At 62.7% G+C, this 15,921-nt stretch carries 17 protein-coding genes; 8 read left to right on the plus strand and 9 right to left on the minus strand.

Annotated features, from left to right (window positions below; all coding sequences use genetic code 11):
• Nucleotides 1-126 precede the first annotated feature (126 nt).
• Nucleotides 127-306 carry a hypothetical protein gene (locus ACQY4V_RS07595; RefSeq protein ID WP_428516231.1) on the plus strand — a complete coding sequence of 60 codons (180 nt, stop codon included), beginning with the start codon at nt 127-129 and terminating at the stop codon, nt 304-306.
• 209 nt (nt 307-515) lie between these two features.
• Here the strand turns inward: ACQY4V_RS07595 and ACQY4V_RS07600 are convergent, their stop codons facing one another.
• A complete protein-coding gene (locus tag ACQY4V_RS07600) occupies nt 516-1,178 on the minus strand; it encodes a GntR family transcriptional regulator (protein ID WP_428516233.1) in 663 nt (220 codons plus the stop codon).
• A gap of 148 nt (nt 1,179-1,326) precedes the next feature.
• Between ACQY4V_RS07600 and ACQY4V_RS07605 the strand changes: the two genes are divergently transcribed.
• The 7 genes from ACQY4V_RS07605 to ACQY4V_RS07635 all read left to right on the plus strand — a co-directional run bounded on the left by ACQY4V_RS07605 (nt 1,327) and on the right by ACQY4V_RS07635 (nt 8,914).
• Complete coding sequence (locus ACQY4V_RS07605) at nt 1,327-2,025, plus strand: aspartate/glutamate racemase family protein (protein WP_428516235.1); 699 nt, start codon at nt 1,327-1,329, stop codon at nt 2,023-2,025.
• Nucleotides 2,026-2,094: 69 nt separating this feature from the next.
• Nucleotides 2,095-3,423 carry an NCS1 family transporter gene (locus ACQY4V_RS07610; RefSeq protein WP_428516237.1) on the plus strand — a complete coding sequence of 443 codons (1,329 nt, stop codon included), beginning with the start codon at nt 2,095-2,097 and terminating at the stop codon, nt 3,421-3,423.
• A gap of 94 nt (nt 3,424-3,517) precedes the next feature.
• On the plus strand, nt 3,518-4,768 hold the full coding sequence (puuE, locus tag ACQY4V_RS07615; RefSeq protein ID WP_428516238.1) for an allantoinase PuuE: 1,251 nt from the start codon (nt 3,518-3,520) through the stop codon (nt 4,766-4,768).
• A complete protein-coding gene (locus ACQY4V_RS07620; protein ID WP_428516240.1) occupies nt 4,765-5,265 on the plus strand; it encodes an ureidoglycolate lyase in 501 nt (166 codons plus the stop codon). The genes puuE and ACQY4V_RS07620 overlap by 4 nt, the downstream gene beginning before the upstream one ends.
• Nucleotides 5,262-6,101: a bifunctional allantoicase/(S)-ureidoglycine aminohydrolase gene (locus ACQY4V_RS07625; protein WP_428516242.1), complete on the plus strand. Its 840-nt coding sequence runs from the start codon at nt 5,262-5,264 to the stop codon at nt 6,099-6,101. Before ACQY4V_RS07620 ends, ACQY4V_RS07625 begins: the two co-directional genes overlap by 4 nt.
• A gap of 85 nt (nt 6,102-6,186) precedes the next feature.
• On the plus strand, nt 6,187-7,632 hold the full coding sequence (locus ACQY4V_RS07630; protein ID WP_428516244.1) for an NCS1 family nucleobase:cation symporter-1: 1,446 nt from the start codon (nt 6,187-6,189) through the stop codon (nt 7,630-7,632).
• Nucleotides 7,633-8,395: 763 nt separating this feature from the next.
• Entirely contained in the window at nt 8,396-8,914 is a 519-nt protein-coding gene (locus ACQY4V_RS07635; protein WP_428516246.1) for a hypothetical protein, read from the plus strand.
• Here the strand turns inward: ACQY4V_RS07635 and ACQY4V_RS07640 are convergent.
• The 8 genes from ACQY4V_RS07640 to ACQY4V_RS07675 form a co-directional block, all read right to left on the minus strand.
• A complete protein-coding gene (locus ACQY4V_RS07640; RefSeq protein ID WP_428516248.1) occupies nt 8,898-10,955 on the minus strand; it encodes a hypothetical protein in 2,058 nt (685 codons plus the stop codon). The genes ACQY4V_RS07635 and ACQY4V_RS07640 overlap by 17 nt on opposite strands.
• The gene (locus ACQY4V_RS07645; protein ID WP_428516250.1) at nt 10,955-13,450 is read right to left on the minus strand and encodes a fibronectin type III domain-containing protein; all 2,496 of its coding nucleotides are present in this window, start codon (nt 13,448-13,450) and stop codon (nt 10,955-10,957) included. Before ACQY4V_RS07645 ends, ACQY4V_RS07640 begins: the two co-directional genes overlap by 1 nt.
• A gap of 3 nt (nt 13,451-13,453) precedes the next feature.
• On the minus strand, nt 13,454-13,711 hold the full coding sequence (locus ACQY4V_RS07650; RefSeq protein WP_428516252.1) for a hypothetical protein: 258 nt from the start codon (nt 13,709-13,711) through the stop codon (nt 13,454-13,456).
• Nucleotides 13,712-13,934: 223 nt separating this feature from the next.
• Nucleotides 13,935-14,159: an Rz1-like lysis system protein LysC gene (gene lysC, locus ACQY4V_RS07655; protein WP_428516254.1), complete on the minus strand. Its 225-nt coding sequence runs from the start codon at nt 14,157-14,159 to the stop codon at nt 13,935-13,937.
• Nucleotides 14,131-14,448: a hypothetical protein gene (locus tag ACQY4V_RS07660; RefSeq protein ID WP_428516256.1), complete on the minus strand. Its 318-nt coding sequence runs from the start codon at nt 14,446-14,448 to the stop codon at nt 14,131-14,133. Before ACQY4V_RS07660 ends, lysC begins: the two co-directional genes overlap by 29 nt.
• Entirely contained in the window at nt 14,445-15,185 is a 741-nt protein-coding gene (locus ACQY4V_RS07665) for a lysozyme (RefSeq protein ID WP_428516258.1), read from the minus strand. Before ACQY4V_RS07665 ends, ACQY4V_RS07660 begins: the two co-directional genes overlap by 4 nt.
• Before the next feature lie 5 nt (nt 15,186-15,190).
• Nucleotides 15,191-15,613, minus strand: a complete 423-nt coding sequence (locus ACQY4V_RS07670) for a hypothetical protein (RefSeq protein ID WP_428516260.1) — start codon at nt 15,611-15,613, stop codon at nt 15,191-15,193.
• Entirely contained in the window at nt 15,613-15,852 is a 240-nt protein-coding gene (locus ACQY4V_RS07675; protein WP_428516261.1) for a hypothetical protein, read from the minus strand. Before ACQY4V_RS07675 ends, ACQY4V_RS07670 begins: the two co-directional genes overlap by 1 nt.
• Nucleotides 15,853-15,921 lie beyond the last annotated feature (69 nt).

Consider the following 15,921-nt stretch of genomic DNA (forward strand, 5'->3'; position numbering starts at 1 on the left):
AAGGCAGATTGGTCCGTTGGCTTGTGGCGGTGCAGGTCTGTGTCGTAAACTGGTCCGTGAAATGCAAGGGAAACACGGAATGCCGCGCGAAAATATCATCGGATTCGACACGGAACCGAAGCGTCGATGAACCCCCGCTGGCTGTTCCGCATGTCCCGCTGGGCCCAGAACCCGCCGAGCGCGGGACGGGTCAAGTTCGTCTTCGCCATCATCGCGATCTGTCTTCTGATTGCCGGGGCGGAGTATTTCATCGGCCTGCCCGACTGGATGTCCGTGGACCCGAAGAGCGGGCGGTATCGTCCCTGAGCCGCCATGGAGATCCGGAGCCTTCGTTCGAAGAGTTTGGGGGATGGAAAATTCGTACGAATTTTCCTGGCGTCGCGCGGCCTCGGCGCTGACCTCCGAGGCTGGTATCTGCGCCATGATGTTTCCCCTTCGTGACAAGCGACACGGTCGAGGGAACGCAACAGGTCCGTGAGGGCGCAGATCGACCCCGGAGGAGCGGCACGGGGTCTCTACTCTGGAGAAGACGTCTGGATCAGGACCGAGAGGGGGCCGCCGCGCGGGCGTTCCTTGCCGAAGTCGATTTCCGCCTCGATATGGCGCAGGTGCATGTCGACCAGGTTCTGCGCCGTTGCCTCGTCGCGGTCGGCGATGCTTTCGACGATCCTGGAGTGTTCGTCATCGTCACACAGGCTGGCGCGGTCCGATCCGTAGAGCCCGATGATCAGCGAGGTTCGCATGGTCAGTTCGGACAGGTAATTTTCCAGCACGCTGTTGCGCCCGATCCGGCCCAGCAGCATGTGGAACGCGCGTGAGGCGCGAATCGCCCGGGGCCGGTCGCTGGCGTGGCGCACGCGGTCTTCTTCCTCCAGATGGACGCGCAGGGCGGTCAGGTCGGCGGCGTTTGCGTTGCGCACGACGTTGCGGATGATCGTGGCCTCGATAGCCCGCCTGGCCTGGAACACGTCGCGCGCCTCGGCTTCGGACGGGGTGGCGACGAATGCGCCGCGATTGGGAATGAGATCGACCACCTGATGCGCGGCGAGGGTCGCCAGTGCGCGGCGTACATGCGCGCGATTGCAGGAAAAAAGATCGCTCAGCGCCTGCTCTCCCAGCTTGGTGCCCGCCTGAAGGCGCTGATCCGCGACGGCGTCCAAGACATGTTCGACGATCATGAGTTCTGGATTTTCGGACATCGGGTCACCGCAGTTCAGCCTTTATCGCAAGGTGCCATTTTCCCCGACAAAATTCGACTGCAAAAATTGTCTATTTGGATTGTTAACAATTTATGTTATCCAAAATGCAAATCAAGTGGAGGAGCACATGAAAATCGCCGTCATCAATCCGAACGCCACGGTCAGCATGACAGACAAGATCGCCGCGACGGCGCGGTCGGTCTGCGCACCGGGCGTGGAGATAGAGGCACGCACGGGGATCGGTGCGCCGGTCAGCATCGAGGGCCATTACGACGAGGCGATGGCGATGCCAAAGCTTCTGGAGCAGGTCCGCGAAGCCGAAGCCGGAAAAGCCGACGCCATCGTCGTGGCCTGTTTCGACGACCCGGGCCTGGGGGCCTGCCGCGAGATCGCGACCGGCCCGGTGGTGGGGCTGTGCGAGGCGGCGGTGAAGGCCGCCAGCATGATCGCCACGTCGTTCAGCGTGATCACCACCCTGCCCCGCTCCGCCCCGATCATCGAGGAACTGGTGCGGCGCTACGGGCTGGAACACCAGTGCCGCAAGGTGCGCTCGGCGGCGATTCCGGTGCTGGCGCTGGAAGAGCCCGGATCGAATGCCCGCATTCAGGTGCGCGACGAGATCCTGCGCGCGATCGAGGAGGATCGCTGCGAGGCCGTGGTGCTGGGCTGTGCCGGCATGTCCGATCTGGTGGAATGGCTGTCGGAGGAGACGGGCATTCCGGTGATCGACGGTGTCTCGGTGGCGACGAAATTCGCCGAGGCGCTGGTCGGTGCGGGGCTGAAGACGAGCAAGATCGGAGCCTACGCCGCACCGAACCCGAAATAACAGACAACTGGGAGGAGACAGATGACAATTTCGGATACAAACAGGGGCGTCGGGTCAAAGGAAGACCACGTGCCCCATGCAATCGACAAGAAGGGCCTGGGCGAGGAATCGCTGGCCCCGCAGGAGACCCGGATCATGGATCCCTGGTCGTACCTGTTCGCCTGGCTGGGCGGCTGCGTGTCGATCGGCACCTTTACCATCGGCTCGGGCCTTGTGGGGACGCTGAACCTGCTTCAGGTGTTCATCGCCATCGCCATCGGCTGCACCGTCATCGGCTTTGCACTGATGATCAACGGGGCGGCGGGCCACAAATACGGCATTCCGATGATGGTGCAGGTGCGCTCCGCCTTCGGGTTCACCGGCTCGCGCATTCCCGCGCTGGTGCGGTCGGTGCCGGCCATCGTCTGGTTCGGCTTTCAAAGCTGGATCGGGGCCGGGGCGCTGAACCTGGTGAGCGAGACGCTGTTCGGCTATTCCAACATCGTGGTGTTCTTCATCGGCTTCCAGTTCCTGCAGATCTTCCTGTCGGTTCTGGGCTTCCACGGCATCAAGTGGCTGGAGAACATCGGCTCGGTCTTCATCATCGGGTCGCTGATCTACATGTTCGTGTCGGTGATCGGGAAATACGGCGACGAGATCAGCACGAACCTGGTCAATGTCGAAGGCACCTGGGGCGCACCGTTCTGGGGGGCGACGATGCTGTTCCTCGGGATCTACGCGACGATGATGCTGAACGTGTCGGACTATTCGCGCGAATTGCGCCGCTCCGTCGGGCGCACGCGGCAGGTGGTGATCTATGCCAACTCGATCCTGCCGGCGACGCTGTTCATGGGTCTGATCGGGCTGATGGTGTCGGGTGCGACCGGCGAGGTCGATCCGATCCGCGTGTTCTCGAACGCGGTGGACAATAAGCTGTTGCTGGTCATCACGTTGCTGTTCATCGCCTTTGCCCAGGTTACGACCAACATTCTCAACAACGTGGTGCCGCCGGCCTATGCGCTGATGGATGTGTTCAAGCTGAACTACAAGACGTCGGCGGTGCTGGTCGGGCTGCTGGCCTTCGCCACCTTCCCGTGGGAACTGGTCAAGGACGAGTCCGCCGACGGTCTGAACCTGTTCATCCAGACCTACAGCGCCTTCCTCGGCCCGATCTTCGCGATCCTGGTGGTGGATTACTACGTGCTGCGCCGGCAGGTGCTGGATCTGGACAAGCTCTATGACGAGACCGGCGACTACAAGGGGGTCAACCCGGCGGCGCTGATCGCGATGGTCGTCGGCATCGCCGCGGCGCTGACCTTTTCGTCGGTGTCGTGGTACGCAAGCCTGATCCCGGCGGGGCTGACCTATTACCTGCTGATGCGGCACATGCCCGCCGCGCGCCGGTTCCTCGACGGCTGAGGCACGCATATCGCCCGGAAGGGGCCGCGCGCCGGCCCCTTCCGCCCGTCCGCCGCTGACGCGTACCCGGACAGATTTCAACAAAGGAGCAGACATGACCCGCTATCCCCGTGACATGCGCGGCTACGGCGCGACGCCGCCGGACCCGCGCTGGCCCGATGGTGCGAAGATCGCCGTGCAATTCGTGCTGAACTATGAAGAGGGCGGCGAGAATTGCGTCCTGCATGGCGACGCGGCCTCGGAGGCGTTCCTGTCGGACATTCCCGGCGCGGTGCCCTGGCCGGGCCAGCGTCACTGGAACATGGAGTCGATCTATGAATACGGCGCGCGGGCCGGGTTCTGGCGGTTGCACGATCTGTTCACCGGGGCGGGTATCCCGCTGACCATATACGGTGTCGCCACCGCCGTGGCGCGCAGCCCCGAACAGGTGGCGGCGATGACCGACGCCGGCTGGGAGATTGCCAGCCACGGCCTGAAATGGATCGACCACAAGGACATGCCCGAACACGAGGAGCGCGCGGCCATCGCCGAAGCGGTGCGCCTGCATACCGAGGTTGTCGGCGAACGGCCGCGCGGCTGGTACACGGGCCGGTGCAGCGTCAACACCGTGCGCCTTGTCGCCGAGGAAGGCGGGTTCGACTACATCTCGGATTGCTATGACGACGATCTGCCGCACTGGCGCGAGTTCGCCCGGCGCGATCAACTGATGATCCCCTACTCGCTGGAAACCAACGACATGCGCTTTGCCGCCACGCCTGGCTGGGTGAAGGGCGGCGATTTCGAAACCTACCTGAAAGACACGTTCGACACGCTTTACGCCGAGGGCGCGGCCGGCGCGCCGAAGATGATGACGGTGGGGCTGCATTGCCGCCTGGTCGGCCGCCCCGGCAAGATCGCCGGGTTGCGCCGCTTCATCGAGCATGTGCAGCGTCACGATTCGGTCTGGTGCCCGCGTCGAAGCGACATCGCGCGGCATTGGGCCGCCACCCACCCCCACCATCGCCAGGAACGCCCCAGCGCGATGAAAGAGGCACGGTTCACCGAGGTGTTCGGACCGGCGCTTGGCGCGGGCAAGTGGCTGGCCCCGCGGGCCTGGGCGCTGGAACTGGGACCGGGCCATGACAGCGCCATCGGGTTGCACAACGCCTTCTGCCGTGCCCTGCGCAGCGCCTCCGGCGCGGAGCGCGCGACGCTGGCGCAGGAGATGGCCGGTGCGGCGCAATCCGCCACGGTCGGCGCGGGCGGCGATGAGCCGAGGGAAACGACAGACGCGCGCGCCGTCGACCGTGCCTGCACGACGTATGAAACTGCGCTTCTGCCGCGCCTGCGAGAGTTGCTGCCATGAGCAGCGCGCGCATTCTGGCCGCGCCCTTGACGGCAGAGGCCTTTGCCCCGTTCGGCGACGTGATCGAGGCAAGGGGCGCGCCCGATATCGTGATAAACCAGGGGCGCTGTGGCCGGTTCCACGACCGTGCGCGGCTTGATTTCGGCGACGAGGGCCGCGCCGGGCTGAGCCTGTTCGACGCCGAGGCCGAAACCCTGCCCCTCAGCCTCGGGATGATGGAGCGTCACCCGCTGGGCAGCCAGGCCTTCGTGCCGATGGATCCCGTGGCGATGCTGATCTGCGTGGCCCCCGACGCGTCGGGCCGCCCCGGCGAACCGCGCGCCTTTCTCAGCCAGCCCGGACAGGCGGTGAACCTGCTGCGCGGCGTCTGGCACGGCGTTCTGAACCCGATCGGCGGGCCGGGCCGGTTCCTGGTGATCGACCGGATCGGGGCGGGCACCAACCTCGAGGAACACTGGTTCGAGCAACCCTTCACAGTCCAGGGAGACCTGTCATGAGCGACCGCACCTATGCTTATCCCGAGGGCGGGTTACCGCCCCAGAGCCAGCTTCTGACCGGCCGCGCGGTGTTTACCGAGGCCTACGCGGTGATCCCGCACGGCACGATGAGCGATATCGTGACCAGCAAGCTGCCGTTCTGGGACAAGGCCCGGTTCTGGGTATTGGCGCGGCCCCTGTCGGGGTTTGCCGAGACATTCTCGCAATATATCGCCGAGGTGCAGCCGGGCGGGGGCAGCGACCGGCCCGAAACCGAAGCCGGGGTCGAGTCGGTGCTGTTCGTGGTCGACGGGACGCTGCGGCTGACGCTGGATGGCGTGGCGCACGAGATGGGTGCGGGCGGATACGCCTATATCCCGCCCGGCACGGACTGGCAGCTGCGGGTCCCGGGCGAGGCGCCCGCCCGGTTCCACTGGATCCGCAAGGCGTACCAGGCGGTTGACGGGATCGACGCGCCCGCGGCCCTGGTCACAAACGAGGCAGACGTCGCGCCAACCGCGATGCCCGACACCGACGGCCGATGGGCCACCACCCGCTTCGTCGATCCCGACGACCTCCGCCACGACATGCACGTGACCATCGTCACCCTGCAGCCGGGCGCGGTGATCCCGTTTGCCGAAACCCATGTCATGGAACACGGGCTTTACGTGTTGCAGGGCAAGGCGGTCTATCGGCTGAACCAGGACTGGGTCGAGGTCGAGGCCGGCGATTTCATGTGGCTGCGCGCGTTCTGCCCGCAGGCCTGCTATGCCGGTGGGCCGGAGCCCTTCCGCTATCTTCTTTACAAGGACGTGAACCGGCACATGCCGCTCGCGCCGGGTGCCTTGCCGCGCTGAGCGGCACGGACCGGCGGCGATTGTCGACACGCCACCGGGCCAATTCAAAAAAACAATAATCAAGTCGACGGACAGAGAGGACACAATGACTGCAATCGAAACAAACCACGGCCATGCAGGGTCCACGCTGGACCCGGAGGGCAACACGCTGCAGCCGGTCAAGGCCAGCGAAAAGACCTGGGGGTGGTTCGCCATCTTCAACGTCTGGGCCAACGACGTTCAGTCGCTGTTCGGCTATTCGCTGGTGGCGTCGCTGTTCATATCCTACGGGGTCAGCGGCTGGACCGCCTTTGCGGCGCTGATCGCCGCGGGCCTCTTTACCATGTGGATGGTCAACCTGTCCGGCGCGCCGGGCGAGAAATACGGAATCCCCTACCCCGTTCTGGCCCGCGCCAGCCTCGGCACCAGCGGCGCGCGCCTGCCCGCGGTTCTTCGGGCGACGGTCGCGGTGTTCTGGTACGGTGTGCAGGTCTACTTTGCCTCTACCGCGGTTGCGCTGCTGATCCGGTCCCTGACCGGGCTCGAGGCCGGCGGCGCCGAGGTTCTGGGCCTGACCGGGATCGACTGGCTGTCGTTCCTCATCGTCTGGGCCTTTCACATCGTGATCTTCTGGCGCGGGATGAACTGGGTCGAGACCTTCCTGAACATCGCCGGGCCGCTTGTGTACCTGGTGATGATCGGCCTGCTGATCGTGCTGTGGCAAAAGGCCGACGGCCAGCTGCTCGAGGCGACGGCCACGATCTTTGCCAATCCGGATGCGACCTTCCTTACCGAGTTCAACGGCTTTGTGGCGATCGTCGGCACGATGGTGGCCTATTTCGCCGCCGTGATGATCAACTTCAGCGATTTCTCACGCTATTCCCGCGACAAGCGGTCGATGGTGATGGGCAACCTGGTGGGGCTGCCGTTCAACATGATCCTGTTCTCGGCGCTGGCCCTGCTGACCACCGCGGGCGCGGCTGTCGTCTTTGGCGAGGAAATCACCAACCCCAGCCTTATCGTCGAGCGCACCGACAGCGTGCTGCTGGGGGTCATCGCCGCGCTGACCTTCTTTGCGGCCACGGTCGGGATCAACCTTGTTGCCAATTTCATCCCGGCGGTGAATGGCATTGCCAACCTCGCGCCCGAAAAGATCAGCTTTCGCAAGGCGGGGCTGATCACCTCGTTCCTGGCGCTGATCATCGGCGGGTTCTGGACCAGCTTCATCAGCGAGGTCGGCATCAGCGGCTTCGTCAACACGCTGGGGGCGACGCTGGCCCCGGTCTTCGGGATCATGATCGTGGATTACTACCTGCATCGCGGGCAAAGCCTGGACCTGGATGACCTCTATGACATGTCCGGGGGGCGCTATCACTACAGCAACGGCTGGAACCTGACCGCCGTCAAGGTTTTCGCCATCGCCGCGATCTTCTCGGTCGCGACGGTCTGGGTGCCGTGGTTCGGGTTCCTGTCCGGGTATAACTGGGTGATCGGGGCCTGCCTCGGCGGCGCGTTGTACTATGCGATGGCCAAGACGTCCGCCACGACCTGACCCTTGCACGCAGGGCGGCCGGCGGCAGGGTTATGCCGCCGGCCTGTCGGCAAGAGGGTCGGCTGGCCGGTCAGGCAACGTGCGGCCCTTGCATCGAGATCACGGGGCAAAAAGAACAGGATGCATCCGGCCTGAGGGTGCCGGAGCGTGGCCCCCTGCCCGCCCCCGTGGCACCGGCACCACCCGGACATTGGAATTGGGACGGCTCAGACGAACAGAGATGCACCGCAGCCATCGGATTTCACCCTGAACTCCATGATTCGAGTTTCTGCGCCCTCGGCACGAAGCCGCGGACATTGCTCCCGAGCAAGACCTTGAAATGCGGATATTCTCTGCAATTCAAGGAAGAACTCCAGAACGCCATATCGTCGCTCGCACGGCTCGCGGCTTCGGCAGCGCCATTCTTGCGCCTGAAGCTGCCCCCTGGACTGCAAACGGTCACGGGATGCGCGTCCCCTGCCATCAGGGTCCGGCATCCCGGATGCCCCGTCACCGACTGGTCGCGAACCGACGTCATCGCGGCAGGCTGGCCAGCCAAGATACCCGGAATGAAACGCGCGATGAAGTGTGGCGCACCTGAAAGGTCTAGGCAGAATAGCGCTTTGCCAATGCTTTACCGTAAAAAACTTCCAAAACTAGCGCTTATAGAAATCAATGAGTTAGAATGAAAGTGACAACTGGCCTTAGCCGCCATGCGAGCTTTTATTCTTGACAGAATCAGGGTCCGCCTTTGACGCTCTCGCTTTTGATCAGGAGAGCAAAAATGAAGACTTTTAGCATGTTTTTGGCAGCGGCTACGCTTTGGGCTACGCAAGCGCCCGCCCTAACCTTCACCATCGGCGATCAGTTTGGTTTCGTTGAGAACCCGGATGGTACCGCCCGATTCAGCGAATGGGGCCTAAGCACTGCAAGAGATTCCACGGGAAACCCGCTCGGCACCGTGGAGTGGGGAATTTCGCTATCTGCTGGTCCGAGGTCAGTAATAAACGGCGGGTTCAACCTGAATAACGAAATCGACAACACATTGATATACAGCATGGCGTACAAACGATCGTTCGGCATTTCAGATGTGCGCTTCATGCGGCCTGATGGGCGAGAAATGAGTTTCGACATAACGACGCTAAGGGTATCGAGCTTCGATGACATGTCCAACTGGGATGAATTCAGCGGAAGCGTTCATGTTTCAGCCGTTCCGATACCAGCCTCCATGCCGATGCTGGCGCTTAGCATTTTCGGCGCTCTTGGATGGCTCCGCCTGCGTGGAATTAAGCGGTTGTCGTGATCGACCACTCGTCGTACTCCGCGCCGACGCGCACAAGGACGGTCGTTTCCGTCGAACCACTGCCCGAGGACGTATCGCGCACCCACAGGTAATTCCCCGCGGCCATGATCGTCGGCGTATCGGTCCAGTCCGTCACAACCGACGAGCCGCCAGCGTCACTTGTCACGCGAAACTCCGGGCTGTTCCCGCCAATAACCGACACCAGAGCTCCGTAGGATGAAGCGGCCCCCTCGCTGTCGGTGATGCTGGTGATCTGCTGCGGCCCTGCGGTGTACTGCGTCGAGGTCGTGGCCCCAGTTTCATCGGTGAAGGTGAAGCTGGACGCGGCGTTGATCGAAGGCAGGTCATAGGTCCGCGCATCGTAGTCGATTTCGCCGTCCAGGTCTGTTCTTGCAAAGGCCGCTGTGAATTCCTCAAGCGTCGTGGGGCTGTACCCGCCTGTCCCCGCGAACAGTCCCGAGGACGCGTAATCTTCCGGGTCTACATCGTGGTTTGCTGCCACAAGGCCCGTGCCGTCGCTTATCAGGTTTTGGGTCGATGCGTTGTTATACAGCAGGATATTATCAGGGAGGGACTGCCACGTTTTTAAAGCCCTGATGCGTGCAAGTTTGGAGTAGCTTTCCCCTTGTGGCGACACTGCGGTGTTGTCTGCCATGACACCGCGCTTCGGCGCATATATGCTAACCGCCAGAGCGTTAGCGCCCCAAAACATGTTACCGACAATAAGAGCGTCAACGTAGTAGTTGTTCACCCCATTGGCTGCGATATCCTCTGGAAAGACACCCTGCGACCATTCGCCGTCAGCGGCGGCCACGCCGAACATATCGTTAAACATCACCTCCATTCTCTGCGCCTCCGCCGTCGGCTGGGGCACAAACTGAATGCAATCGGCATGGGGCGGTTCCACGTTGAGGAAAACGTCTGTCCCGCTGTCGGTAATGTCCACATTTGCATCAAATTCTAAAACCGTCTGTCCGCCTGAGACGGAAATGATTTCGCACCTGTAGTCGTTAGAACCGCCGACGCCGGGTAGGTTGGTGCCAGCAGGCGGTGTCGTGGTGTCCGAGCCGATGTTGATCGTCACGAACTGGCCCACGGTGCCGAAGCGGTCGCTGTCCGCCGTCATACGGTCGTTCGCAGTATCGACGGAGAGAACCGCGACCTGCACAGGGGCAAGGAGGAACGGGTCTTTGATCTTGCACCACTTCACATTCCGCCCGTTGGGGAACGTGCCCGACATAAGCAGGCTGTCCACGCTGCACTTGCGGAATGTGCAACCGATCACGGAGACGACGCCAACACCACCCGGCATATTCAGCCCGCGCCAAGTCCACTGGATCGTGCAATCCAAGACATTGTAGGGGCCGACTACGTTGCTGGTGCCGTCGAGGCCGAGCATGCCGCGCCAGCCATAGTCCTCTGCGGTGAACGGGTCACCATAGGTCACGATGCTGTCGTCCAGACCACCATCCAAAAGACAGTCCTCGACCGTGAACGTGTCGATGTTTCCTTTCACAGCGATTGCGGCGACTGCCGAGTTAGCCGTGGCGTCGTTGAAGGTCCACATGAAATCGCACTGGTAGAAGCGAAGGTTCGTGGGTGCCCTCAGTTCCCGGTTCGTGTCGGATACAAAAGCCAGACGGTCGCTGTCGTCATGGGAGGTAACCGTAACTTCCGACGTGAAAGGGCGGTTGTTAAAGGTGCTGTTCACCCAAAGCTGCTCACCTGCACGTCCCTTTATGGTCTTGCCGGATATGGTGGCGGAACCCAAGGCTAGGATAGAGGCAAGTTCGCCCCCTGCGCTCGCATCTGGCTTGAAGGATAACGTGCCCGCGACCACATCTACAGTCGTGCTGCCGACCGTGGTTTGACCAACCGTCAGGGGCGATGTGTTGGGCGTGATTTCCCCACCGGAAACGGTAAACTCGCCGTAAGTGCCGTCGTCCTCGGAGATGGGGGTGCCGCCGAAACCAGAGGGCGTCAGCGCACCAAACTGGATAGCGCTTACACCCGCTGCGAGAACGCTCAGAAACACAGCCATTAGACTACTTCCTCAACAAGAATTGAGTTCACTCGGAAATCTGCCTGGGCACGGCACCGGGGCGTGACGATAAGTTCCGTCCCGCTTGAGATGGTCACGGTGTGGACGATATCGGCTGTTGTATTGTCGGCGACCCGTTGACCCGCTGGGCATGATCCGAACGCCTCAAGACTTCCACTTCTACCGTATTGGCAGTCAATCTGGGTGGCGGGCACGCCTTCCGGGTCTAAGTTGGTGACGTTCACCGTTATGAGGTAACTCGCGCCGTTGGTGACCGTGATTGCCGGGCTGCTGACGCCCTGGAACGCCCCAGAAGGTTCGACCAGCAGGCAGTCGTTCACAGCATCATACGTAAGCGTGGCGCTCGGGTTGACCGTCCAATCGCCGCTTGTGTCACTGGTGAAGTCGTCGTCCAGAAGCGCCGACGAAGAAACGTTGTTCGTCACGCTCTGAGCGGCAAAGGACACGTCCTCCGCGTCGATACCCACCAGCGTGCCAGGGGCCAGTGCAACCGTCAGCGTGTCGCCCGGCTCTGCATCGGTGTCGAGGTCTACCCTGTAGGTCAGGGCGCTGGTACGAGTGATGCCATCGACGTTACCCGCAAGGTCGCCGCCAAACGTAAGGTCGCCAATTTCCAGCGTCTCGCCCTGCGCAACATAAGAGTTTTTGCTGACGGTCAGCACCGCAGCGTCGGGGTCTTCGTTCGATATGACAAAGCTGCTGAACGCCGGGGCCACCGCATCGTAGTCTGCGTCGTCGCTCACCACGTTCGAGACAATCGCCGGTTCGCTGCTGTCCTGCATGTATGCAGAGACTTTGCCGCCGATCACGGAGTTATCAATGTCCATGCTTTCAGCCGAGAAAAGCAGGGTGTCTTTGACAACCGTGAACTTGTTGGGGGACGCGTCAATCTCGGGCTTGGTCTGCTCAGTCGCGGCGAATACGACATGCCAGGTATAGTCCGCGGTCGTGGTGCCTGTGGCAGCGGCGTTTGCAGTGATCGTCGGGGCAACGCCATCGGCGTTCCGGCTGTAACTGAAATTGGTAATGGTGAGCGTGGCCGCGACCGCATCTGTCGTGTCGGAGCCAGACGCGGACCACGGGCCAGGCCCGACGGCGTTCACGGCCCGCGTTTGAACGAAATACTCCGTTTCGGCGGTCAGTTCGTCAATGGTTTGCGGGTCGGCAATGTCCAGCAATGTTGTCCAGTCTGCCTGGTTGGTCGACCAGCGCAGGTCATAGCCGGTGATTTCGGAACCGCCATCGTCAGGCGCGGTTGCAAGGTCTACGCTGATCTCCGTGGCGCTGGTGGCTGTAACTGTGGGCGCCGCCATCTGCGCCGGGGCGGTGTCCGCCACAACCGTCTCCGAAACGCTCTGCTGGGCATTGGGTGACACGCCATTGCTGGCCGTCTCGGTCCAGACCAGATCATCGCCGCCGGCGTCGGTCGGGATCGTGTATTCGTCGCCGTCCATGTCGCCGGTCACGTCCACGCCGCCCAGGGTAAGAACGCCGGTAATCGTGGGGCTGGGTGCGCCGGTATAGTTGCCCTCGTTGATCGTGACAGTCTCGCCCTCCTGCACGCTTCCGGTGAAGGTCGGCGCGGCGGTTGCTGCCGGTGCGGACAGGTTCGCGGCCACGTCCTCGGACCCGCTGGCCGTGTCGCTGTCGACCACGTTGGTCGACGTGACCTCCCAAGTCACTGTCTGCGAGGCTGCGCTATCCGGCACCACGTAGACCCAGGGGCCGGTGCCGGTTGTGTCCTCAAGAACATCATCGCCGTCCAGCGTGAGCGTCGTCAGGCTGGCGGTGGGGCTTGGGTTGCCGGTGTTGCTGTCCACGGTGATCGTGAGGGTGCGCCCGTCCAGGTCGTCAGATGCGACGACTTCGGGTGCGGTCAAATCAGCCGCGACCGCTTCCGCGCCACTGACGATATCCTCGCCGCCCGAGTTCGTGGCGGTGACTTCCCATGCGACGACCTGGCCGGCGGCGCTCGACGGCACGGCATAGGTCCAGGGGCCGGTGCCCGTCTCGTCGCCGAGCACGTCCTCGCCATCGAGCGTGAGGGCGGTCAGCTCGTAGTCGGCATCCCCGCCGGCATTCTCGGTGACTGTGATTGTGAGGTCGCGCCCGTCCAGGCTGTCCGTGGCGGTGATTTCAGGATCCGCCTCGCGGATCGGCGCAGAGGCATTGACCACCACGCCGTCGCGCGTGACTTGGAGATAGAGCGTGCCGCCGTCGCCTTCGGTGAAATCATCGGGATCTGCATCCGTTCCCAGATCATCGCCGCCGAGCGTCAGACCCCATCTCTGCGTGATCGTACCGCCGCTCGGGTCCGTGGTGAAGCCGATGGACGCGTGGTCGCCGGGACGAGCCTCGCCATCGGTCAGGCCGGTGAGGGTGACGCTGTAGGGGGCCGGCGCCTCACTGACAGGGATCAGATCCGTGACAAGAGACCGCGTAAGCGGGCGGATCAACGTCGACACGACAGTCATGGCTCACACCACGAATTCATACTGGGCATCGCCGGTCAGCGTCACCCGGAACATGCCCCGCGCGACCTCGACCGAAACGTCGGCGTTTTCTGTCCAGGTCTGAACCTCGGTCCAGGTCAGCGTTTCGCCATCGTACACGCCGACCTCGAGCACGACGCTGCCCGAACCCGGCCGCGCGTGCATCAAGCCCGGTCGGTGCAGTGCGGAAAATATCCGTCCGTCGCCAGGAAGAATGCGTTGGTTTTCAGATGTAAGAGCCATGACGAAGTCCTTTCGATGTTTTTACGAACACGGGTAAGCGTGCGGTTTCACTTGATGGCAGTTGCGATCGACGACCCGGTGCCCGCGCTCACGCAGCTCGGCTGCGCCTAGGCCAGCCAGACCAGCGCGACCGCGGCAATGAACAGGCCCGGACCGAAATACGGATTCTCGCGCGCCCAGAACGCCCCGATCAGCAGGCACACCACGAGAAAGCCCCAGAAGGTCATTCCTCGCAGCCTTGTGTCTCTGCGCATGTCAGGATCTCGTCGATCGCCACGATCTTGCCGTTCGCCTTGCCGAGCGCCTGGACATGGTCTGTCAGGATCACGCCGACATCGGCCAGCGTCTCGGCCTTCCGTTTCGGCACCGGCACCGGCGTGCGCAGCTCGGCCGGCACATCGGGCGTGACGTATTCGATCTCATTCTCCGGGCCGCAGGATGCGATCAAGCAGAGCGCGGAAATCATCAGGAAGCGGCGCATCGAAATCTCCTTCTCGGAAAGCGTCTTTGACCTGTTCGTATTCGGCAGCGAGGGCGCGCTGGCGCTCTGCCTCAGCCTGCGCCACACGGGCCGCGGTGCGGGCCTGGGCGCGTGCCGCCTCGAGGCTCAAGACCGAGCGCTCCAAGCGCGCCTTGTCCGCCTCCAGACCGGCCACACGGTCAGACTGCCACCAGAGGGCGCCACCGAGGCCCAGACAGGCCAGAAGGGCGGCGATGAGGGCGTAGCGGGTGATCATGTGAGCCCACGAAGGCAAAGGGCGATTTCGTCCTGGCGCCGGTTCACAAGCCCGCGCACGACGCGGCCGCCGGCTTTGTTCCACCACCCGATAGCATGGCAACCGCCACGGATATCGCCAGAGTTCAAGCGGCGAACCGCCGTGCTTTTGCCGGCTCCCCTTGTGCCGACATTGTAGGCCAACGAGGTATAAGCTGCATCTCGCTCTGGCGTCAGGCGGGATTGCTTTGTCGCCTCGGTGAAATACCGATGCAGGCCGGCGCGATACTCAGCCACCTCGCGGGCTAGCATCGCCCGGCATTCGGCTTCTGTGTAGGTGTCGCCCGGGCGAACGCCTTTGGTTTCTCCGTAGCAGACCGTCCAGACGCCCACGATGTCTCGATAGGCTGTCGTCCGCAGGCCTTCCCACTTCGCGATCAGCGGCACCGCGACAGCCAGCGTAGCGGCTTCCGTGGTGCCCTTGGCAGGTTCGGCCGGCGCCGGAGCCCCGGCGGACATCAGAATGGCCAGCAGCGCCACGACAGCGGGACTGCGCGTGATGCCCTGGTCTTTCAGCCGACCGATGATGCCGTAGATGATCAAGGCGATCCCGGCGACCCACCACAGGCGCGGGTTCGTGTCACGCTCGAACAGGATATAGATCATTTCCGGTGCGATCAGGCAAAGGATACCGAGATAGTTTGCCCACATGCTATGGGCCCGGGTCGCAATGCGCCCGGCGTCTTTCAAGAGTTTCATAGGACTTACTCCGCGATTTCGATGACAGTGGTGATCCGAACGGGCCGCAACGGAATGACGCCGAAGAGCAAAGCTTGCCATGTGTCGACAATGACGAGCGGGGGCCCTTGCTCGAGGCAGCGATCGGCCCATGGGCCGAGGTAATAGGTGACCGTGTTATCGTCCTTGACCTGGTAGAGGGCGCGGTTGCGACCGCTCGGGCATTCCTCCCCGGTTCCCGTCACGCGGATCTCGGTCGACCAGATCCCCCAGACATCACCGAACGGCGTTTCCCGCACGAACGTCACCCTGCGGTCGTCGTAGTGAATGGCCGTCGGCCGCATGATCAGGTCGGTCGAAAGCACCAACCACAACGCCATGACCAGGATGACGGCGACAAAGGAATACAACACGGCATAGAGCGCACGAAGCGTGGTGGAACACATCATCAATTAACCCCCTTGAATATGACCGCGCGATAAGACCAGAGGACGCTTCCAAGCGTGATGATCACTGCACCCAAAAAGCTGATGCCGGCCAGCAATTGCTTTCGCTCTTGCGCCGATCTTTCCTGGTCCCGTTCGACGGCCCGCTTTTCCAGCTTTTCGACGTGATCTCTCAGTTCGCGGATCTCACGCGACTGTTCGTCAACTTTGTAGCGAAGCAAGGTCCAGTTTTCGTCGGGCATCGAGGAGCCTCTCGTTTCAATGTTTGGGCAATTATGTGAGCCTTCTCGGCGGCCGGCTCTTTCAGGTCG

It is taken from the genome of Roseovarius sp., from assembly GCF_965277045.1.
Taxonomy (GTDB): Bacteria; Pseudomonadota; Alphaproteobacteria; order Rhodobacterales; family Rhodobacteraceae; genus Roseovarius.